The sequence below is a fragment of the Paenibacillus sp. MER 180 genome, assembly GCF_023713665.1.
Classification (GTDB): Bacteria; Bacillota; Bacilli; order Paenibacillales; family Paenibacillaceae; genus Paenibacillus_B; species Paenibacillus_B suaedae.
Genome location: NZ_JAMAVT010000034.1, coordinates 1 through 22,606 on the forward strand (window position 1 = coordinate 1; position 22,606 = coordinate 22,606).

Consider the following 22,606-nt stretch of genomic DNA (forward strand, 5'->3'; position numbering starts at 1 on the left):
TCTCCTTTGTTAAGTTCTCAGCAAACCTAACGATAGGAGGATTTTAAGGGGCTGACAAGTGCCTTTTTGCATTCAGCTTGAGCATTTTTACGCTGCAATTTTAGGCACTTTTAGTATGCAATAAACACCCGGTTTGATTTTTCTAATAATAATTAGTTTGGTAAAGGTAGTTTGGTATAATAAAAGGTAAAAATACTAGGAGTTTATTATATGAAAAAAATAATTATCTTTTTCTTTACGATTACTTTTATTATTACGGCTTGTTCAGACCAAAAAGGAAATATAGTAAAAGAAGGTTACACAGAATTTCACTTAGAAAAACCTACGCATATGACGACAGAAGCACCGTTTAACTTGGAAAAAAAATACTCTGAACCTGTGCTAAAGCGTGGTGAAAAAGGTGAATGGGATAGTATTGACTTATTAAATCCATCCGTAATAAAAAAAGATAATACTTATTATAATTATTATTCTGGCTTTGATGGAAGTGTATGGAGGACTGGACTTGCAACATCTACCGATGGAGAAAAATGGACAAAAAATGAAAATAACCCAATTTTAGGGTTAAGTGAAATCGGATGGGACACCAAATATATAGCAGCTAATGGAGCTGCGGTGGAATTTAATGATAAAGTGTATTATTACTATCAAGGAATGAATGAAAACGGAGTAACTCAGATCGGATTAGCTACATCTAATGATGGAATTACTTTTAAAAAAGAAAAAAATCCTACGTTAACGTTGGGAGATAGCGGAACTTGGGATGCTTTAGCGGTTGCTGACCCGTATGTAATAAAACATGATAATTATTTAATCATGTATTATTTAGGAATGAACGAATTAGGAATTCAGAGGCTCGGTGTAGCTAAATCTACAGACGGTTTGAAATGGGAGAAAAGTTTAGCTAACCCTATATTAGATGTTGGTAGCAAGGGTTCTTTTGATGTAAACGGTCTTGGTGAGCCGAGCGTTGTTTATAATGCGCCATATTTTTATATGATTTATACAGGAAGAGACGTAAATGAAAATCGGGACATAGGACTTGCTATTTCTTTAGATGGTATAAATTGGTCTAAAGTGTCTGCAACTGGTATATTTCACGGTAGACCAAGCGGGACGTGGGATGATTCTGTAATTTGTGATACTACTTTAATCCTTGAAGGTGATCAATTATATGTATGGTATGGTGGAGGAGATATTAATTCACCAGACGAACGTTTAAACGGCAATGTTGGGTTAATGAAATTTAATGTAAGTCAAGATAGGGATTATAGTAATTTTGATCCAAATTCTTTATCACATAATAAAAAAATAGCGAGTCAAGACATTTTAAAAGGTTCATACCCTATCGAAAATTCCGGGAAGGGATATTTTGTTTGGCTATCGAAAGATTCGAATATTAAATTAAAAAACAGTGAGTTTAATAGTATTCTGATAAATGGGTATGTTCCGTTCTCTATGCATGCTGAAGCAAACGATAAAATGAAAGATTTAATAATTAAATTCACAATTAATGGTCATGTTGTTGAGGAAAAAGCATTCACCGAAGACATTGGTTTTGAAATACCGTTGTATTATAGTTCAATAAAAGAGTATATAGAGGGAGATGATTACTTCGAACTCGGAATTAATATTAGCAACGGTGTGATTCCATATGAAGTAGGAGCTAGTGAAGATAGAAGAGAACTCTCTATAATACTGAGCGAAATAAAAGTTGTTCAATAGGCATTGAGCGTGTAGTAATTTAAGTAGGACCAGACTTCGCAAAAAGGTGGGGTTTACCGGCGCTTTTAACCGCGCCCCGTTCAACCGCAGATACGTAGTATATACGTATTTCACCGTTTCCTTAACGTCATTATCCGAAGTGGCCGCACGTCTCAATGCAGATGTTGCGGTAGCTGTCGTTTTTGATGCTAAAACGCAACTAGACTCGCCAATAATACGTGAGATTCCGCATTCAGCCAAAAGCCAGTCGGCAACGGAAATATTGGCGTAATAGTTTGTCAGTTATAGTCAGTTTGAAAATTTACACCTATAAAAATTGCATTCACGCTTTTTGCGCAGTTCATAGTCTTTAATCTTGTTGTGTTCTTGTTGTCACCTTTAATGGTTATATTAGATGATAAAGGAAGTCCTGTACTCAATAAAATATGTTCCAGGTGGAATACATATCTTACCTCCTCCATTTACTGAAACCTCAGATATCGCAAAATTATTAGCGGGTGCACCATCCGTTGCTTCATCAGCCTCAGATCTGGCACCCATTTCCCTCCACCCGCAGGCTTATTTCTGGTACACTACAATATAGACACATTTAAATCAAGATCGCTCATCATACCACTCACATCCATGAGCGGCAGACCTGGAGGAAACACAACGTGAAGACGCCTTTACAACCGATAGATGACTGGCGGCACGTATTCAAGCTTGACCCGGACAAAGAAATTGGCGATGAGGCGCTGGATCGTGTATGTTTATCTGGAACTGATGCCATAATGGTCGGGGGGTCGAGCGGAGTCACTTTCGAGAACACGGTAGACTTGATGTCCCGCATACGGCGATATGAGCTGCCGGCCGTCCTCGAAGTGTCGGAATTGGATGCGGTCGTGCCTGGCTTTGATGCTTATATGATACCGATGGTGCTGAATACGGAGAATGCTAATTGGCTTATAGGTCAGCATCGTGAAGCGATTCAACAATATGGTTATATGATCCCCTGGGATTTGTTAATCCCAGAAGGGTATATTATTTTGAATCCAGATGCGACAGCAGCTAAGATCACAGGAGCAGATACGCAATTGTCCCCAGCGGAAGCGGCTGCATATGCACAGGCAGGAGACAAGCTGATGCGACTACCTGTCGTGTATGTGGAGTACAGCGGCATGTTTGGTGACATGGAGCTGGTTAAGAAGGTGAAACGCTCTCTGACGCAAGCCCAGTTGTTCTATGGCGGCGGAATTCGTACAGTAGAACAAGCCCAAGATGCGGCTGCTTCAGCTAATACAGTAGTTGTTGGCAATGTCGTCTATGACGACTTGGAAGCTGCCCTTGCGACTGTAGATGCAGTAAAGGAAACTAAGCTAACGATATAGCTTTTCTAATGATCATTTAAAACAGACACTCTTAGGTATAAATAGTCTGGTGTGTTTACATGGCTGCACTGCCGGGAGTTTTTCTTACCAAATTATCGACCTAAATAAATACATCTCACATAACTGCAGAAAGGAGACATCGCAAATTATGTTTGACTTTTTACGACCGGATTCCAATGGTAACACCAACTCAAACTCGAATTCGTATTCGAATAATTACGGAAGCTACGGGGCTTCCATCGACATTCAAGACGCTATCAAGCGCTTGAATCCTGAACAACGACGCGCTGTTGAGACCACTGAAGGTCCATTGCTTATTATGGCGGGAGCGGGATCAGGCAAGACGCGCGTACTAACGCATCGCATTGCATATCTAATCGCTACGAGGAAGGCACCGCCATGGAGCATCCTAGCCATTACGTTTACAAACAAGGCTGCACGAGAGATGCAGGAGCGGGTATCCAAGCTGGTTGGCCCAGATGGAAGAGATATTTGGGTATCCACGTTCCACTCCATGTGTGTGCGTATTCTGCGCAAGGATATTGAACGTATCGGATTTACTTCGAACTTCACGATTCTTGACTCAGGGGATCAGTTGTCCGTTATTCGCGGCTGCATGAAGGAATTGAACTTAGATACGAAAAAATTTGATCCACGCGCAGTACAAGCTGCAATTAGTACAGCGAAGAACGAATTGCTGACGCCAAGCCGCTTCGAACAGAAGATTGGCGACCACTTTGATGGAATTGTAGCCAAGGTGTATACGATGTATCAGAAACGTCTAAAGAGCAATAATTCGCTTGATTTCGATGATCTCATCATGTCGACGATTCAGTTGTTCAAGGACGTCCCTGAAGTATTGGATTTCTATCAGAAAAAATTCAAATACATTCACGTCGACGAGTATCAAGATACGAACCGTGCGCAATACATGCTGTGCCGGATGCTGGCTGATCAGCATCAAAACATTTGCGTCGTCGGAGATAGCGATCAGTCGATTTATCGCTGGCGTGGTGCCGATATTACGAATATTTTGAACTTCGAGGGTGATTACCCTAAGGCTACGACGATTATGTTGGAGCAGAACTATCGCTCGACCTCCAATATTCTGAATGCCGCGAATGGGGTCATTAAGCTGAACACTGGCCGCAAGCCGAAGAAGCTGTGGACGGAATCGGGTGAAGGCGAGAAGATTAAGCTCTATCAAGCAGATACGGAGCATGATGAGGGTTACTTCGTTACCTCGGAGATTAAAAAGAACCATATGGCGAACAAGCATTACGCCGACCATGCGATATTGTATCGCACGAATGCACAGTCTCGTGTTATCGAGGAAATTCTCATTAAGTCGGATATTCCGTACCAGATCGTAGGCGGCGTTAAGTTCTATGATCGTAAAGAGATTAAGGACTTGCTTGCTTATCTGCGACTCATTTCGAATATGGATGATGATATCAGCTTAGAGCGTGTTGTGAATGTGCCGAAGCGGGGTATCGGAGCTACGACAATGAATAAGCTGGCTGAAGCAGCAGCAACTCGCGGTACATCGATGATGAAAGTAATCGCCGACATGGATGACTTGGATATTTCGCCGAAAACCAAGGGCGCTCTGCGGGAGTTCCGTGCAATTATCGATAATCTGAATCATATGGTAGAGTATTTGTCCGTTACGGAATTAACGGAGAAAATGCTCGAACTATCCGAGTACAAGCTGGAGCTGCAGCGAGAGAATACCCTGGAATCGAAGGCGCGCCTCGAGAACATCGATGAGTTCTTGTCCGTTACACAGGAATTTGAACAGCGCAATGAGGACAAGTCCTTGATTTCGTTCCTGACGGATCTTGCATTGATCGCAGATATCGATTCCATGAACGACGAGGAAGGCAACGAGCAGGAAGATGCCGTTATCCTAATGACGATGCACAGTGCAAAAGGGTTGGAATTCCCAGTTGTCTTCATCATCGGTATGGAAGAAGGGGTATTCCCGCACAGCCGTGCATTCAGCGACAATGAGGAGCTGGAGGAAGAACGTCGACTAGCTTACGTAGGGATTACTCGTGCTGAGAAGCAATTATTCCTTACCTGCGCACGTACGCGTACCTTGTTCGGTCGAACGAATGCCAATCCGCCATCTCGCTTCCTGCAGGAGATACCGGATGAAGTGAAGGAAGACGCGACGCCAGAGGGCACACGCTATGGAAGGGTAGACCGTTACGGCCGCAATGCTGCTTCTGCTTCATATGGAGGGCGTGGGTTAGGTTATTCAGGCGGTGGAGGAGCACAAGCTCCAGGCACGAAAGGAATAGGAAGCAGCGCTCAAACAGGATGGCGTGCTTCAGGTGGAGCGGGAGCAGCCGCAAGTAGCGGATCAAGTGTGACAGTGACATCAGCAGCGGAAAAAGTGAAGCAAGCGGGAGCCCAACCCGGAGACTATCAGCCGGGGGACAAAGTATCCCATGCCAAGTGGGGCGTAGGCGTGATCGTGTCGGTTAAGGGTGAGGGCACGGATACGGAGCTGCAAATTGCCTTCCCTGCGCCAGTGGGTGTGAAGCGGTTATTGGCTGCTTTTGCCCCGATCAACAAAGTATAAGTAGACTACCACTACCCAATAGATGATTTGAAATGAGGAAGGAGCCACCTCTTTGACAAATGCGAATGCGCAAACCCGCATGGAACAACTCGTGGCGGAATTACATCGATACAATCACCATTATTATACGCTGGACAATCCTGTCGTTTCGGACAAAGAATACGATAAGCTTTATGATGAATTGGTAGCATTGGAGAAAGAGACAGGCATCGTATTGCCCGACTCTCCTACCCAGCGGGTTGGGGGCGATCTGCTCAAGGGGTTTGAGCCTCATCGCCATCTATCCCGTCTATGGAGCTTGGACAAAGCGCAGGATGAAGAGGATTTGTTCGCTTGGAACCAGCGTGTGCTGAAGCTGATCCAGGATTATAACACGAAGCATCCGAACGAGGAGCCGCTGCCGGATCCATCTTATGTCGTGGAGCTGAAGTTTGATGGCTTGACGCTTAATTTGACTTACACGGATGGACTGCTGGTTCAGGCCTCCACACGTGGAAATGGTGTCATTGGCGAGGGGATATTGCCACAGGTGAAGACGATCCGTTCCGTGCCTCTGTCTATTCCTTTCAAGGAAGGGACGATCGAAGTTCAAGGTGAAGGCATTATGAACCTGTCCGTGCTTGAGGCTTATAATGAAACGGCAGCAGAGCCGCTCAAAAATGCTCGCAACGCAGCGGCTGGAGCGCTTCGCAACTTGAATCCTCAGGTGACAGCACAACGGAAGCTGAGTGCCTTTTTCTATAACGTGGGCTATGCCGATGGGGTTGCCTTCGATAACCATCAGGAAATGATGCAGTTTTTGAAGGACAATCAATTCAAGGTGAACCCGTATGTTACGTACTTCGATACGATTGAGCAGGTTCGTGAGGAACTTCATCAGATACAGGAACAACGCCCATCTCTTGATTATTTGATTGATGGAGCTGTCGTCAAGCTGACCGATATGCGTACCCGCGAGGTGCTCGGATACACGGATAAGTTCCCGCGTTGGGCGGTAGCCTTCAAGTTCGAGGCGGAAGAAACGACAACCGTGCTCGAATCGGTAAGCTGGGAAGTCGGACGTACCGGCAAGATTACGCCAGTAGCCCGAGTTGAAGCTGTTGAGCTGGCTGGTGTAACGGTACAGAACTGCACACTGAACAACATTGGTGATATCGAACGGAAAAACTTGAAACATGCGCTTGGCGCACGCGTTTTTATTCGTCGATCGAACGACGTCATTCCAGAGATTCTTGGACGTGTTCCTGATGAGGAAGGCGGCGAAGAAATCGTTTATCCGACGGAATGCCCGTCTTGCGGTTACACGCTTGAGATGCGGGGTGCTCACTTGTTCTGCAATAACAAGCTGAACTGCAAGCCGCAAATCGTAGCACGTCTGGCGCACTTTGCTTCGCGAGATGCGATGGACATTGAAACATTCAGTGTCATGACTGCCGAGCAGTTGCACGATGAATTGAATGTACATGAGCCGTCCGACCTGTTTGCACTTACACTTGATCAATTGGTTGGCTTGAATCGATTCGGAGAGAAAAAGGCGAGCAACTTATTGGCAGCACTTGAGAAGAGTAAAACACGTGATTTGCCGGCCTTCTTGTTCGCGCTCGGAATTCCGAATACGGGCAAAACAACGACAAAGGCATTAGCTGAGCATTTCGGCACGCTGGACAACATCATGCAGGCTTCTGAAGAGGAACTTGTGGCGATTCAGGATGTCGGGGCGATTGTAGCAGACAGTATCGTAACGTATTTCGCGGATCCGATTAACCGTGCAAGCATCGACCGCATGTTGGAGCTGGGTGTGAAGCCGCAATCCGCTGAGAAGCCGGCTGAGGTAAATACAGATTCGATGTTTTATGGCAAAACAGTCGTATTAACAGGCTCCCTGCAATTGCTGACACGCGATGAAGCGACTGCCAAGCTGGAAGCATGTGGAGCGAAAGTAACGGGCAGCGTATCGAAGAAGACCGATCTGGTTATCGCAGGGGAGAAGGCAGGCAGTAAGCTCGCCAAAGCTGAGCAGCTCGGAATCCCTGTCATTACTGACGAGAATGAGCTGATCCAGTTGCTGAATGAGGCGCTTGGCACAGGAAGTTCCGCAGAGTAAGGGTAAGAAATGGCCGGAGTATAAGCTAATGAGTAGATATGTCAGAGATTAAACCAGGGAGTGCAATATCAATTGCTTAAAACTGCTGTAGTAACAGCATCAGTATTCGTATAAATGACTACATCTCTGACTGTATTAGTGACTATATCGATACATCATCAATGATATGCTCTCACGAACGACATGTATTGCACCTGTACAGTTGCTTTCTAAACGGCTGATTAAGCAATCGCATCATTGAACAGTAAGAATATGTATGATAAAATTTGTGTATAATAAAAAGAAGATCGCAGCGGTAACTGCGACCTTCTTCCCACAATAACCGCTAGATGAGCGGTTGGCTTTATCGAAGTGAGCAAATCTACAGGAGTAGACCGCATACCTTTGCGAGAGGGCGGTCTACTTTTTCTTTAAGTAGGTGAGCAAAGCAAGAATGAACATCCCGAAAAGGAACATTAGACTTAGCGCCATCGAATCGCAAGTTCAAAAAGGTAACTTTTCAGCACCAAGAAGGTTTTGTGAACTCGAAGAAAGAGGAGCGGAGTGTGGCAGAACCACATGAGCACCGGACTTCGAGAGTGAACGCAAGATTCGATGTCGAAATACATCTTGTCTTTGCTTCGTGATCAAAAGGGGCCAGTTTGAACAACCTCTTTGTGCTCACTGGCATCACCTCCTTTACAGGAGACTAGCCAACCGCCCATAAGCCATTATTGTGTTATTATGAATATACCATAAATTATTCCAATCAACTAGACTTCTAGCTTTCACTGGAGATCCTTTCTACTGCATGAAGAACATTATCTCTCCAGCTTTAAAATACGCCAGCTCATGCCCTCAACCTCGACCTGCAGCCCAGCGTTAGAACCTTGAATTTCATCACGGCCAGTTTCACCGCTGACTAGCTCAACGTCCGTCCAATTTCCATCGCAGCCATCGAATGCTGCTACATTCACTGTGCGTTTCTCCTCAGATGCATTCAACACGAACAACCAGTGTCCATCCTCAGCAGCTCGCTCATACGCAATTACTCGGTCACTCTCCAAGGCATGAACAAAGCGGAAGCTTCCTGTACGAAGCGCAGTATTGGCGTGACGAAGCGCAATTGCGCCCTGATAGAAGCTCAGCAGATCTTGATCTTGCTTCGCTTCATCCCATTCCATGCATTTGCGGCAGCCTGGATCATGTCCGCCATCCAAGCCTACTTCATCACCGTAATAGATGCACGGTGTACCGAGGAACGTCAGTTGGAACAAGGCAGCCAATTTCATTTTGCGCTTGTCGCCGCCGCACAGCGTAAGCAGTCGAGTCGTATCATGGCTGTCGAGCAGATTGAACATCACTTCGTTCGCCTGCTGCGGATAGCTTGCCAGCTGATGCTGAATCGCTTGCGAGAACTGCAAGCCGTCTACCTTTTCTTCAGCGAAGAAATCATGCATTGCATACGTGAACGGATAGTTCATAACCGCATCGAACTGATCACCCTGCAGCCACATCATGCCTTCATGGAACATCTCGCCGAGAATATAGGCGTCTGGATTCACAGCCTTCACCGTTTGACGGAACTCACGCCAGAACTGGTGATCGACCTCGTTGGCCACGTCCAATCTCCAGCCATCGATGCCCACTTCTTCGATCCAGTAGCGTGCAACTTCTAGCAAATACCTCTTCACTTCTGGATTTTCCGTATTCAGCTTCGGCATCATCGGTGTAAATGCGAACGTATCGAATGTTGGAATCCCGTCCACAACCTCTAACGGGAACTGGCGAACATGGAACCAGTCTTTATAAGTAGATTGCTCTCCTTTTTCGAGCACATCCCGATAAGGTTCGAACGCATAACCACTATGATTGAACACTGCATCAAGCAAAATGCGAATGCCTCGGCTGTGGCAGGCTTCGACCAGTTCTTTCAGCTTTTCGTTCGAGCCAAAATGAGGATCTACCTGCATGTAATTTTTCGTATCATACTTGTGATTCGTAGTCGCCTCAAAGATCGGCGTAAAGTAAATCGCGGTAATACCCAGCTTCTCCAAATGATCTAAGTGATCAATAACCCCTTGCAAATCCCCGCCGAAGTAATTATCCGGCTTTGGCTCTCCGCCCCATGGCAGCACACCTTCGGGATCATTGCTCTTATCACCGTTCGCAAAGCGCTCAGGGAAGATCTGATAGAATACCGCATCCTTTACCCATGTTGGGGGAGTGAAGATATCTGCTGGATTCAAGAACGGATACTCGAACCAGCGATGGGCAGGCACAGGATCTTCCTCTTGGAATCCGCGCTCAGTCATCCATACATGCTCAGTACCGGACTCCAGCTTAATGGCATAGGCCAAGCGACGGAAAGGAGGGACAACCTCTGCTTGCCAATAGTCGAACAGCTCATCCTGATACAAACATGTCATCGGAACGATATCCGCTCTACCAATACCGCCTTCGCAATCGAACTTGTCCACAAAATAAACGGCAGCACGCTCAACATCATTTTTCTTCGTACGGATGCGCACATGAATGGTTTTACGGTCATACGCATAAGCCCAGTTTTGCTTCGGACGGTGATAAATAGCTTCGAGTAACATCTAAAGTCCTCCCTTAACATGGTCGTATTAATCAGAACATCATTAACAATTAACAATATAAATAAAATAAGCGAATAGCTTTTCATAGCTAACCTAGCCGAAACAGAAAGACATCGCCATCGCTAGACAACTGCACTCCATTTCACCAGAAGCTTGTAAACTCCACATGTCTATGGCGCTAACACGATCGTACTGTATGGCGGAAGTGTACAAGCTCCATCCTTCAGAGCAGCGCCGTCCATACTAGAGAACGCCAATGTCTCCAGTACAGCAGCCGTGTCCGCTGACAACTGTATCTGCTGCTCTTTGCCGGACAAGTTGTGGAGCACAAGACGTGCATCTTCCTTCGTTGCACGGTAATAGCCGGCTACTTCAGAGATGTTCGTTTTATACGATTGAATGCCGCCCTGCTGCAGCACCTTATCCGAATTGCGATACGCAATCAGCTTTTTGTAATGATTCCACAGTGAACTCGGATCCTTCATCTGCTGCTCTATAGGAGTCACCGTTTTATTTGAAGAAGCGGGCTCCCATGTAGTCATCCCTGCACTTTTCTCATCTGCCGTCCATTTCATTGGCTCACGCAGTCGTTCGTCAGGCTTCAAGCCAAGCATGCCGATCTCTTCACCATAATAAATGAACGGATTGCCTGGCAGCGTCAGCAGTACGGAAGCAGCCATCTTGGCATGATTCACATTGCCTTGAAGCTCGCTCATGACCCGATTCTGATCATGATTTGTCAGGAATGGAGCGTCGACGAACTTGCCGTCTGACTGCTTACTGTAAAACGTATAGATACGGCTCATCATCGAGCCGATATCGGAATCCTTCTCATCCTGCACCATCGAAATCATCCGCTTCGCCATATCGAAGTTGAATGCTGAGTGCAGTCCATCCTTAAGGAAGGGTCCAATAACCGCTGGGGAATCCCATACCTCGCCAACGAGATAGGCTTCAGGATTTACCTCTTGAACAGCTTGGCGGAATTCCTGCCACCATTTTTGATTGTTCTGCACGACATCAGGATTCTGACTCGTATTGTAAAAGTCCTCATATACATGCTTGGCAGCATCCAATCGGAAGCCATCTACACCGAGCTTCAACCAGAATTGAGCAGCCTTCTTGATCTCAGCTCGTACCTCAGCATTGTCCATATGCAGATCAGGCATGCCTTCCCAGAAGACACCGAGATAATGCTTTCCGTCTTTCTCATGCCAAGCCTGCTGTCCCCAAGCGCCTCTTGTTGCTGGATCAAGCTTCAAATCTTCGGCCCACATATACCAATCACGCTTTGGATTGTCTTTGCCTTTCATTGATTCCTTGAACCACGGATGCTCGCTGCTCGTATGATTGACCACGAAATCCATCACAATCTTGATGTCTCGCTTATGGGCCTCTGCAAGCAGACGCTTAAAGTCGTCCATCGTTCCGTAGTCCGGATTGATTCCGTAATAGTCCGTTACATCATAGCCATGATAAGATGGGGAAGGATTGATTGGCATTAACCAGAGGTGCTTAACCCCAAGCTCCTGCAAATAATCAAGCTTCGCCGTAACGCCATTTAAGTCACCGATTCCGTCTCCGTTCGTGTCGTAGAAGGAGCGAACGAAAATTTCATAGTAGACCCCATTGCTTGTCCCCATCGGCGTCAACGCATCAGCCAGTTTCAACTTGCTTGTAACTGTCCCCAAAGCAGCTTCGGTAGATTTATTGTCCTGTACGGTCTTATCCTCAGAAGGAGCAGTCGCCTGCGACTGACATCCTGCAAATACGAGAGAAACAGCCGAAACGAGACATGCCGTTCGTAAACAATTCATCCACTTGCTAGATATGGACATGAGATCATTCTCCTCGTTGCAGGTTATATCGATGTATTTCAAACTATAGAGTTGATCCGATTGATTCAATTACACATATGTTAACAACCTAAAGCAACAGCAACCGCTCGAACAACTACAGACAGAACTACGGACAGCACTATTCACAGAATTACTCATAGATCTACTAAACTATCGTTCATACAAACTATTCTAATGCAGGCGTTTGCACAGAATCTCTCCAAATAATTTGATGAGGGATAAGAATCCGGGCTTGGTCGAAACCATCGCCCTTAATGCGCTGTACAAGAGCTTGCACCGTAGACTGACCCATCTGATGCGTACCGATATCTACACTAGAAATTTGCGGCAAGCACATTTCAGCCAATAGCGTATTATTGAAGCCCACAACACTGAAGTCTTCAGGAACACGCAGCCCGTTGTTCCATAACGTACGGATAATGCCGAATGCAACCACATCGTCGATGGCGATAATCGCAGTAGGGCGCTGCTCCAGCTGAAGGAGCTTTTCTGTAATCTGGCCCGCGGATTCCGGAGTGAATGCGCCTTCAAATGTATAATCGCAGTCAAAAGGAATACCGGCCTCCAGCAAGGCTTTGCTGTAGCCATCCAGACGATCCTTAGACACGGTTAGTTCGAACGGGCCGCTGACGAAAGCAATTCGCTTATGTCCAAGCTCGATCAAATGACGAGTAATGGCTTGCGATGCTGCAATATTATCGTTATCGACAGAAGTAACATCGGCATAATGCTCACTGCGTCCAACGAGTACGAATGGGAACTTCTTTTCATGCAAGAAAGTGATGCTCGGATCTTCCTTATGTGCAGTCAATAGGATAATGCCATCTACCTTGCGGCCATGGACAAGCCGCTCTACTGCTTTAATTTCTTCCTCCTCATTCGTGGCTGAGGTCATTAACACATCGTAATGACATGCCGCAGCTTTGCTCACAATTCCGCGAATAATTTCGGAGAAGAATTGGTTTTGGAACAACTCATCCGCAGGGCGGGGGAGGATAATGCCAATATTATTCGTTGTCTTCGTAACTAGACTCTTCGCCATTACGTTTGGATGATAACCTAACTCATCCATAATTTTGCGAACTTTACGGCTTGTCTTCTGACTGATACGAGAGTCATTGGAAATAACTCGCGATACCGTAGATGGAGACACGCCAGCTTTCTCAGCTACATCTATAATGGTTACTGCCATAATCGAAACCTCGCTTAATAATGGAAAATATTCCGTTGATGTCCCAAAGTATAATGCAAAAAAAAGTTTTATGCAAACGCTTTACATACCTAGGCGCAGTGTGTATAATTCGAGTTGTAAGGTAACCGTTTACAACACTATATCTAGCAAGGAATCATTTTTTTTACTTCATTGTGCAAAGGTTTGCATAAATATAGCGCAATTGCTTTGAAATACAGCATCATCCTTCACCTTTGCGCATTGTCCATGCAGATCCTGTACCAGAATTGAAAGGGGCTATTTCTAACATGAAGAAATGGGTAGCAATGTTGTTGTCAGTCATGATGGTCTTTACAATCACAGCATGTTCCACAGGCGGTAAGGATTCCTCCTCTGCGAACAACCAAACGACGAATGAGGAAACAGCGAATAACGGTGCAGGCGACGAAGAGCTGAAGCCGGAAGAGGGCGCATCCCTTCTCGTATGGGAGAGTAAAGAATCTCGCACGTTTATGGAGGAAATCGCTAAGCAGTTCAAAGAGAAGTACAATGTTGACGTGAAATACGAGGAAGTAGCAGCACCTGACCAAGTAAACAAGCTGATGAACGATGGTCCAGCTGGCATCGGTGCAGACGTAGTCGTATTCCCACACGATAACTTGGGTAAGGCAGTTACTGCCGGACTTCTTTTGCCGAACGATTACTTTGAAGAGCAAACGCGTGCACAAAACTCTGAATTGGCAATCAACGCAACAAGCTACGACGGCATGTTGTACGGCTATCCGCGTTCCGTAGAAACACTCATCATGTTCTACAATAAGGATCTTGTTCCAGAAGCGCCTAAGTCAATGGAAGAAGTAATCGAGCTTTCTAAGAAAATGAATGACTTGAAGAATAAAAAATATACGTACATGTGGGAAATCGGAAACTTCTACTATGACTACTTGTTCCTCGCTTCCACGGGAGGATATGTATTCGGTAAAGAAGGCACAGACAAAACAGATGTTGGCTTGAACAACGATGGCGCAGTTAAGGGTGCGCAGTTCTTGCAAAACTTTGCGAAGCAAGTGCTTCCGCTCACAACATCTGACGTAACAGGCGATGTGAAGAAAGGCTTGTTCGCGAACGGTCAATTGGCAATGAACATCGACGGTCCTTGGGCAATCCAAGACTTGAAGAAAACAGGCATTAACCTTGGCGCAGCTCCAATTCCTAGCATTGACGGCCAACCGTCCAAGACATTCTCTGGCGTAAAAGCTTGGTATGTTAACTCTTACACGAAATATCCAAATGCAGCGAAATTGTTCGCAGAGTTCGCTTCCACGAAGGAAGCTCAATTGAAGAGCTACGAATTGAACGGTCTTGTTCCTTCTAATAAAGAAGCAGCAGCAGATCCAAAAGTAACAAGCGATCCATTCACAGTAGCTGTACTTGAGCAATTCAAGAACTCCTACCCAATGCCGGTTATCCCTGAGATGGGTAACGTGTGGAGCCCAATGGGCGCAGGCTTGGCAGACATTTTGAATAAAGGCAAAGATCCTAAGGCAGCGCTTGATAACGCCGTTAAACAAATAAAAGATGCGATCAAGTAAGGAGTAACACAAGTGGCCCGGGGAGTGAATAACGCTTGCCCGGGCTGTTTGTCAGACAGACCTCCTAGATACATGCCTACCATGCATACTTATTGGATAGCTATTGGAGAGTAGGAAAGGAGAAAGGCGATATGAGCACTACACAATCGGTGTCGACAACCGCAAACCATACGAATAGTCCTTCGCAAGAGCCGTCGCCAATGAAAGCTTCGCCTGGCACAGGCAAGAAGGCAGCTGTGTTGTCTGCTCTGTTCTGGGGATTGGGGCAACTCTTTAATCGTCAGTACCTCAAAGGTATTTTGCTGATGCTGCTTGAAGCAGTCGGACTATTTTACCTGATTAACTATTTGCCGCGAGCGATATGGGGAATATACACGCTCGGAACACAAACATCCCAAATGGTTAAGGTCGGGAGAGTGTACAAACCCGTACATGGTGACCATTCTATTCATTTGCTCATTACCGGATTAATCACACTTCTTGTCTTGTTTATCTTCATCTGGATATACGTACTCGTCGTCAAAGACGCGAAAGCAGTTGGGAAGCTGCGGGAAGAAGGCAAGAAACCGAATAACTTCCTTGAAAGTTTGGCATATGTCAAAGAAACGAAGTTTGCTTACTTGTTCCTGGCACTGCCAGCAACCGCGGTATTGTTCTTTACGATCATGCCGATCATCTTTATGATTTTGCTTGCCTTTACGAACTACTCGGCACCGGATCACGTTCCACCGAAAAATCTGGTCAGCTGGGTTGGATTCCAGAACTTTGTTGATCTTCTACAGCTTGGTACATGGAGCGGCACGTTCTATGGCGTACTGACATGGACCATCATTTGGGCAATACTTGCTACCGTTACCTGCTACTTCGGCGGTATTCTGGTCGCACTCTTGATTCAACAACCGGGTGTAAAAATGAAGACCATGTGGCGCACAATCTTCATCATCCCGTATGCAATTCCACAGATGTTGTCGTTCTTGATTATGAAGAACATGTTTAACGGAGAATTTGGGCCTATCAACCAATACTTGAGCTACTTCGGCTTAGGTAAGCTTCCATGGCTCTCTGATCCTTTCTGGGCGAAAGTAACGGTATTGATTGTCAACATGTGGGTAGGTATTCCGGTTACGATGGTACTTGTTATCGGGATCTTGACAACCATTCCTAAAGATATGTATGAAGCGGCTGAGGTAGATGGAGCAACTGCATGGCATAAGTTCAAGGCCATTACGATGCCGATGATTCTGTATTCAACAGCACCAATTTTGATTGGTCAGTTCGCAGGTAATATCAACAACTTTAACGTTATTTTCTTGCTGACGAACGGCAATCCGCCGAATGGTGAGTACCAGTACGCGGGAAGCACCGACTTGCTTGTTACGTGGTTGTATAAGCTGACACTCGATAATAACAAGTACAACATCGCAGCAGCGATCGGTATTATCATCTTTATTATTGTTGCATCTCTGTCGATCTGGAGTTACCGCCGGACGAAATCATTCAAAGAGGAGGACATGATCCAATGAGTACAGGAGCTAAGAAAAAGTCGCTTATTCGTCTGTCCTTCAGTTATTTGCTGCTTATTGCAATTGCAGTATGCGTCCTGTATCCGACAATTTGGATCGTCATGTCATCCATTCGTCCGGGGACCTCGCTGTTCAGTGATTCGCTCATTCCAAGCAATCCGACTTTTGAACATTACGTAAGCTTATTTACTTCTAAGGAATATCAATATGGACTGTGGTACTTGAATACATTGAAGATTGCAACCTTCAATATGATCTTCGGTGTCATTCTCGTCGTCATGACGGCATACGCATTATCTCGGTTCCGGTTCTATGGCCGTAAAAACCTCATGTCCGGGATGCTTGTACTGGGGATGTTCCCAGGTTTCATGAGTATGATTGCGATTTACATTTTGCTGATGCAATTGAACTTGCTTGATACGCATTTCGCGTTGATTCTCGTATATTCAGCAGGTGCACCGCTAGGGGCATTCGTAGTCAAAGGATTCTTCGATACGATCCCGAAGAGCTTAGAGGAATCCGCTCGCATTGATGGTGCAACGCACTGGATCGTATTCCGCAAGATCATGCTGCCATTGTCGAAGCCGATGATTACGTACGTGGGACTAATGACATTTGCCGGGGCATGGGGTGACTTTATCTTCGCCCGGCTGGTCCTTCGCTCCAAAGAGAACTATACACTGGCGATTGGACTGTGGGATATGGTCAACAATGCATCGACGAACTTCACGATGTTTGCGGCTGGTGCGGTATTGATCGCAGTTCCGATTGCGCTTCTGTACTTGTTCCTGCAGCGCTTCCTCGTGGAAGGCTTGACAGCAGGTGCAAGCAAGGGCTGATGAGCCTGCAGTATGTGCAGAGGGAAATGAAGGTTTTAACTTAGGCAGAAAGAAAGTCCGCTTTTCATCACTGGGAAGGTTGCATGAACTCCATGAGTAAATGCAAGACTCGATGCCCGGTTGCATCGTAAATGATCTCGTGATCAAAAAGCGGACGATACAAATTCTAGGGTAGAACAGCGGAGGGATTATCATGCAAGATACTAGTGCAGCTATACATCCGGACAATGCAAGTGAACAGACACATACACAGACAGGTGTACAGCTAGGAGCGATCTCTCGTGTTGCTGAGCAAGATGGTTCGTTATGGCTAGTCGGTAAATACTTCAATCTCGCAATCACTTCAGTTGGTGCCGGAGTAATCCGCATTAAGACATATAGAGGACATCAGCCGGACTGGAAGACGTCCCCGGCAATCGTGAACAAGGACAGCCGTACTCCACAAGACGTGAAGTGGGCTACTACGGATGAGCTTGTGTCCATTACAATTGGTCATACGCTTCTCGAAGTGAATCGTCAATCCGGTGCGCTTCGCATTTGCAATGAGAACCAGCCGAATGTGGAATTGGTTAGCCTGCAGCGCAACCGTGAATCCGTGGGTGACTATACAGCATTTGTTGCCTTGGACAAGGACGATCATATCTACGGACTCGGTGAGAAAACAGGATTCCTTGACAAGCGCGGCGAGCGCTATACGATGTGGAACTCTGACGTATATGCACCGCATGTGCCGGAAATGGAAGCTTTGTATCAATCCATTCCATTCCTAACAGTATTGAACCAAGGCAACAGCTATGGCTTGTTCTTGGATAATCCAGGAAAAACCGTATTCGACATGCGTACGTTTGCCGATATGGCGATGATGCAAACATGGACAGGCGAATTCGATTTGTATTGGATCGAAGGGCCATCGATGAAGGATGTTATTATCCGCTACGGTGATTTGACAGGACGTATGCCATTGCCGCCGAAATGGGCACTTGGCTATCACCAATCCCGTTACAGCTACATGGATGAGCAGGAAGTATTGAACTTGGCTCATACGTTCCGTGAGAAGGAAATCCCATGTGACGTTATCCATCTCGACATTCACTATATGAACGGATATCGTGTCTTCACATTCGATGAGAATCGTTTCCCGAATCCGAAGGACATGATGGATCAGCTCAAGGAGCTTGGCTTCCACATCGTGCCGATCGTCGATCCAGGCGTGAAGAAGGATCCGTTGTACGCGGTATATATGGAAGGTGTCGACAACGACTATTATTGTAAGACAGCGGAAGGCGAAATCTACACAGGGCCAGTATGGCCTGGAGAGAGTGCATTCCCAGACTTCACGGAATCACGCGTGCGTGACTGGTGGAAGGAGAAGCAGAGCTTCTATACCGAACTCGGCATCGATGGCATCTGGAACGACATGAACGAGCCAGCAATCTTCAATGAAACGAAGACGATGGACGTGAACGTCATTCATAAAAATGAAGGCGACCGAAAGACGCATGGTGAAATTCACAATCTGTACGGCATGTTCATGTCCCAAGCAAGCTACGAAGGCTTAAAGGCGTTGCTTGAAGGCAAGCGTCCGTTCGTCTTGACACGTGCAGGCTACAGCGGTGTGCAGCGCTATGCAGCCGTATGGACAGGCGACAACCGCAGCTTCTGGGAGCATATGTCTATGGCAATGCCAATGGTATTGAACCTGGGTGTATCCGGTGTTCCGTTTGCAGGTCCAGATATCGGTGGATTTGCACACCATACTAGCGGCGAATTGCTTGCTCGCTGGACGCAAATGGGCGTATTCTTCCCATATGTCCGCAACCATAGTGCGATCGATATGCTTCGTCAGGAGCCATGGTCGTTCGGTGAAGAAATCGAGAAGATCTGCCAGCAGTACATTTCGATGCGTTATGAATGGATGCCTTACCTGTATCACTGGTTCTATGAAGCTTCAACAACAGGGCTTCCATTCATGCGTCCGCTTGTATTGGAATACCCGACAGATCCTGAAGTATACAACCTGTGTGATCAGTTCTTGGTCGGCGATTCGGTTATTATCGCACCGATTTATCGCCCGAATACGCAATATCGTTCCGTATACTTGCCAGAAGGCGAGTGGGTGGACTACTGGAGCGGGGAACGCTTTGCAGGCAAGCAGCATATTCATGTGCATGCACCGCTTGAGAAGCTTCCGATCTTCGTTCGCTCAGGAGCTATTCTGTTGCAAGGGCCGGTACGTCAGCATGCAGGCGAGAAGGCTGCAGAAGAGTATGTGGCGGCAGTGGCTTACTTGCAAGGTGCAGGCCATACTTCTCAATTGGAGTGGTATGAGGATGACGGCTTGACGTTCGAATACGAGAACGGCAAATGGAACAAAATGCTGATCCAAGTGACAGAGTTCGAACAGTCAATTCTGTTGTCTGCGGAATATACAACACGTGGCTATGAGTCCGAGCGTGACAGCATCTGTTTCCGTCTGATCGGTCTTGCATCTGCTCCGAAGAGCGTTGGCGAACTCGGCGAATCCGTATCTGCTGAGCAGTTGGCTAAGCAAGCGTCTGGTTGGAGCTATGATGCAGCACGTCAGGAGCTTCGTGTGAAGCTTCCAGAGAGCGCGGCTCGTATCGAATTGAATGTAACAATGTAATTGCTATAATTGCTACAAGAATAGGAGCGGGTATTTATCTCATCATGGGGTAAATACTTGCTCTTTTTTTGTAGGCAAACGATCGCCTCTTCACTTGGACAATGAATTTGTGCTCCGTATCCACAGTGAACTTGTTCCTTCATAAGTACTAGTATTATTGCTTTCCCCATTCAATAATGATCAGGTGTCGAACACGCTGACAACTTTAATTCTTCCTTCTATAATAAGTCGAACTGTAATCGGATGTTCATATTCGGTTCATGAAGCCTATCTACAATAAGAACATGTTCACAGAGAAGTTCGGTTAGAGCTTGACTCGGAATACCGAAGCAGAAGAGGCTTGCTATGCGGTAGGTCGCTGCCTTTGAACTTGAATTCTGTAGTAGATAGGAGTGAATGAGAGATGTTCTTGGCGATTCGAGAAATGAAGCATGCCAAATCGAGATTTATGCTCATCGGACTCATTATGGTGCTGGTTGCCTGTTTGACGTTTATCGTATCAGGGCTTGCAAATGGTCTATCAGCTGCAACAACGTCAGCCATTAAGGAAATGAATGCAGACTATCTTGTCTTCCAAGCAGATAGCGATAATAAATTGAATCGTTCCTCGCTGAAAGAAGAGAAGCTTGATGAGATCAGAGCACAAGAGGGAGTAACGGCTGCAGCTCCACTTATTCAGACGATGCTAACAGTGGCGTCAGAGCAGGCGGACAAAAAAGTTGATGTAACCCTGTTCGCAATTGAACACAACAGCATCCTTATGCCGAAGGTTACGGAAGGAAGATCATTGTCCGGAAGCGGGAACCATGAGGTTGTAGTGGATGCGTCGCTTAAGACGAAGGGTGTCAAGCTGGGAGATACGCTTCATATTAAAGATACTGACGCAGTTTTGAATGTAGTAGGTTTTGCGGAGCATCAGTCGATAAGTCATATGCCGGTCGTCTTTATGGACATGGAGGGATTGAAGTCGCTTATGACTTCCCTTGACCAGCGAATGCCGCATCTAAATGCAGTAGCGGTTACTGGAGATGAAGCAATCAAACAGACTCTTGCTGATAAAGTAGAAGGAATTCAGCTCGTGACGAAGCAGGAAGCGCTGAAGGGGATTCCAGGATATAAGGAAGAACAGAGCTCGCTTTCCATGATGCTGTCCTTCTTAGTAGTGATAGCAGCGTTTGTTCAGGCCGTGTTCTTCTATGTTATTACGTTGCAAAAAACGAATCAGTTCGGCGTTCTTAAGGCGATTGGGGCGAGCACCTCTTACCTGGCTACCAATCTAATAGGTCAAGTGGCACTGCTTGCGATTGTATCGGTTGCGCTCAGTATTGGGTTAACCTTCGGGATGACCTCTATGTTCCCGGATACGATGCCGTTTGAATTGGGAGTAGGTGTACTTGCGCCATACTCGGCACTGCTTATCGGGGTCTCCATCGTAGGCGCGTTATTGTCACTTCGTCGAATTGCGAAGGTAGATGCCATAGAAGCGATTGGGAGGGTGGAGTAGATGACAGATATACTCGTAATGGATCAAGTATGCAAAAGCTATGGGGAAGGGGACACTGTAGTAACGGCTCTTAACCAAGTATCGCTTCGTGTGGGCAAAGGTGAGTTTGTTGCGGTTGTAGGCCCATCGGGCTCGGGGAAAAGTACGTTCCTCTCCATTGCAGGTGCACTGCTTACTCCAACGAGCGGCCGCGTTATGATTGGAGGCACGGATGTTACTGCTGTATCTCCGGGAAAGCTTAATCGTGTTCGGTTAGAGCATATCGGGTTTGTGTTTCAATCCTCTAATCTAGTGCCTTATCTAACGGTAATTGACCAACTACGTCTAGTGGCGAAGCTGGCGAAATGCAGTGACCAGATTGCGAATGATAGAGCGGTGGAACTGCTGAAAGAAGTGGATATGGTGCATCGCATGCATCACTATCCGGATAAGTTGTCTGGCGGAGAGCGGCAGCGTGTTGCGATCGCACGAGCGATGATGAATGACGCTAATCTTATACTAGCAGATGAACCAACAGCGAGCCTTGATTCCAAGCGGGGCAGAGCAGTAGTGGAGATGCTCGCTGCCGAAGTGAAATCTAGACAAAAAGCTGCTGTCATGGTCACCCACGATGAACGTGTGCTCGACTTATGTGATCGGATCGTTACGATTAAGGACGGTGTTTTGATTTCCGGAGACGGAGAGCATTCTCATAATACAGTGAACCAAACAGACAGAATGACAGCGCCTACTAGGTAATAAGGATGAAGGGCGGCATATTATATACCGCTCTTCATCACTTTATATCAAATGTAATTTTTTTCTTGTTGCAAGTATGGGGGGATATATGATAAATTATTTCTTGTCACTTCGACACGAAACTTGTTGAAAGAAACAACAAAAACAACTTCAAAAAAAGTTGTTGACAAGAAAATGTCGATTGGATATAATAATTAAGCGCTGATGACACAAGACATTAGCTGCTTAAATAGAAATACAAGTTCTTTGAAAACTGAACAACGAGCAACGTTTGTGAATGAGGTAGCAATACCTCGTCAAAAGATATGAGCAGTTCAAACTTAACTTTAACGGAGAGTTTGATCCTGGCTCAGGACGAACGCTGGCGG

General features: G+C 46.1%; 14 protein-coding genes. 10 read left to right on the forward strand and 4 right to left on the reverse strand.

Annotated elements, in window-relative coordinates:
* Window positions 1–210: 210 nt before the first annotated feature.
* The 4 genes from M3661_RS29055 (at window position 211) to ligA (ending at window position 7,786) form a co-directional block, all read left to right on the forward strand.
* Window positions 211–1,725, forward strand: coding sequence for a glycoside hydrolase family protein (locus M3661_RS29055; RefSeq protein WP_251490806.1), 1,515 nt, complete (start codon window positions 211–213; stop codon window positions 1,723–1,725).
* 653 nt (window positions 1,726–2,378) lie between these two features.
* Entirely contained in the window at window positions 2,379–3,092 is a 714-nt protein-coding gene (pcrB, locus tag M3661_RS29060) for a heptaprenylglyceryl phosphate synthase (protein WP_251490809.1), read from the forward strand.
* Between the two features lie 148 nt (window positions 3,093–3,240).
* Window positions 3,241–5,682, forward strand: coding sequence for a DNA helicase PcrA (gene pcrA, locus M3661_RS29065; RefSeq protein ID WP_251490826.1), 2,442 nt, complete (start codon window positions 3,241–3,243; stop codon window positions 5,680–5,682).
* A gap of 79 nt (window positions 5,683–5,761) precedes the next feature.
* Entirely contained in the window at window positions 5,762–7,786 is a 2,025-nt protein-coding gene (gene ligA / locus M3661_RS29070; protein WP_251490860.1) for an NAD-dependent DNA ligase LigA, read from the forward strand.
* 399 nt (window positions 7,787–8,185) lie between these two features.
* On the opposite strand, the gene M3661_RS30415 is transcribed toward ligA, so the two are convergent.
* The 4 genes from M3661_RS30415 to M3661_RS29085 form a co-directional block, all read right to left on the reverse strand.
* On the reverse strand, window positions 8,186–8,257 hold the full coding sequence (locus M3661_RS30415; RefSeq protein WP_269473602.1) for a putative holin-like toxin: 72 nt from the start codon (window positions 8,255–8,257) through the stop codon (window positions 8,186–8,188).
* Window positions 8,258–8,586: 329 nt separating this feature from the next.
* Window positions 8,587–10,368 carry an alpha-glycosidase gene (locus M3661_RS29075; RefSeq protein ID WP_251490830.1) on the reverse strand — a complete coding sequence of 594 codons (1,782 nt, stop codon included), beginning with the start codon at window positions 10,366–10,368 and terminating at the stop codon, window positions 8,587–8,589.
* A gap of 170 nt (window positions 10,369–10,538) precedes the next feature.
* On the reverse strand, window positions 10,539–12,206 hold the full coding sequence (locus M3661_RS29080) for an alpha-amylase family glycosyl hydrolase (RefSeq protein WP_251490833.1): 1,668 nt from the start codon (window positions 12,204–12,206) through the stop codon (window positions 10,539–10,541).
* Between the two features lie 187 nt (window positions 12,207–12,393).
* Entirely contained in the window at window positions 12,394–13,419 is a 1,026-nt protein-coding gene (locus M3661_RS29085) for a LacI family DNA-binding transcriptional regulator (RefSeq protein WP_251490837.1), read from the reverse strand.
* 287 nt (window positions 13,420–13,706) lie between these two features.
* Between M3661_RS29085 and M3661_RS29090 the strand changes: the two genes are divergently transcribed.
* The 6 genes from M3661_RS29090 to M3661_RS29115 all read left to right on the forward strand — a co-directional run bounded on the left by M3661_RS29090 (window position 13,707) and on the right by M3661_RS29115 (window position 22,238).
* Window positions 13,707–14,990, forward strand: coding sequence for a sugar ABC transporter substrate-binding protein (locus tag M3661_RS29090; protein WP_251490840.1), 1,284 nt, complete (start codon window positions 13,707–13,709; stop codon window positions 14,988–14,990).
* Between the two features lie 200 nt (window positions 14,991–15,190).
* The gene (locus tag M3661_RS29095) at window positions 15,191–16,513 is read left to right on the forward strand and encodes a carbohydrate ABC transporter permease (RefSeq protein WP_028533447.1); all 1,323 of its coding nucleotides are present in this window, start codon (window positions 15,191–15,193) and stop codon (window positions 16,511–16,513) included.
* Entirely contained in the window at window positions 16,510–17,352 is an 843-nt protein-coding gene (locus M3661_RS29100) for a sugar ABC transporter permease (protein WP_021257055.1), read from the forward strand. The genes M3661_RS29095 and M3661_RS29100 overlap by 4 nt, the downstream gene beginning before the upstream one ends.
* A 193-nt stretch (window positions 17,353–17,545) precedes the next feature.
* Entirely contained in the window at window positions 17,546–19,996 is a 2,451-nt protein-coding gene (locus M3661_RS29105; protein ID WP_251490843.1) for a glycoside hydrolase family 31 protein, read from the forward strand.
* A gap of 403 nt (window positions 19,997–20,399) precedes the next feature.
* A complete protein-coding gene (locus M3661_RS29110; RefSeq protein WP_065293089.1) occupies window positions 20,400–21,500 on the forward strand; it encodes an ABC transporter permease in 1,101 nt (366 codons plus the stop codon).
* The gene (locus M3661_RS29115; RefSeq protein WP_065293090.1) at window positions 21,501–22,238 is read left to right on the forward strand and encodes an ABC transporter ATP-binding protein; all 738 of its coding nucleotides are present in this window, start codon (window positions 21,501–21,503) and stop codon (window positions 22,236–22,238) included.
* Window positions 22,239–22,606 lie beyond the last annotated feature (368 nt).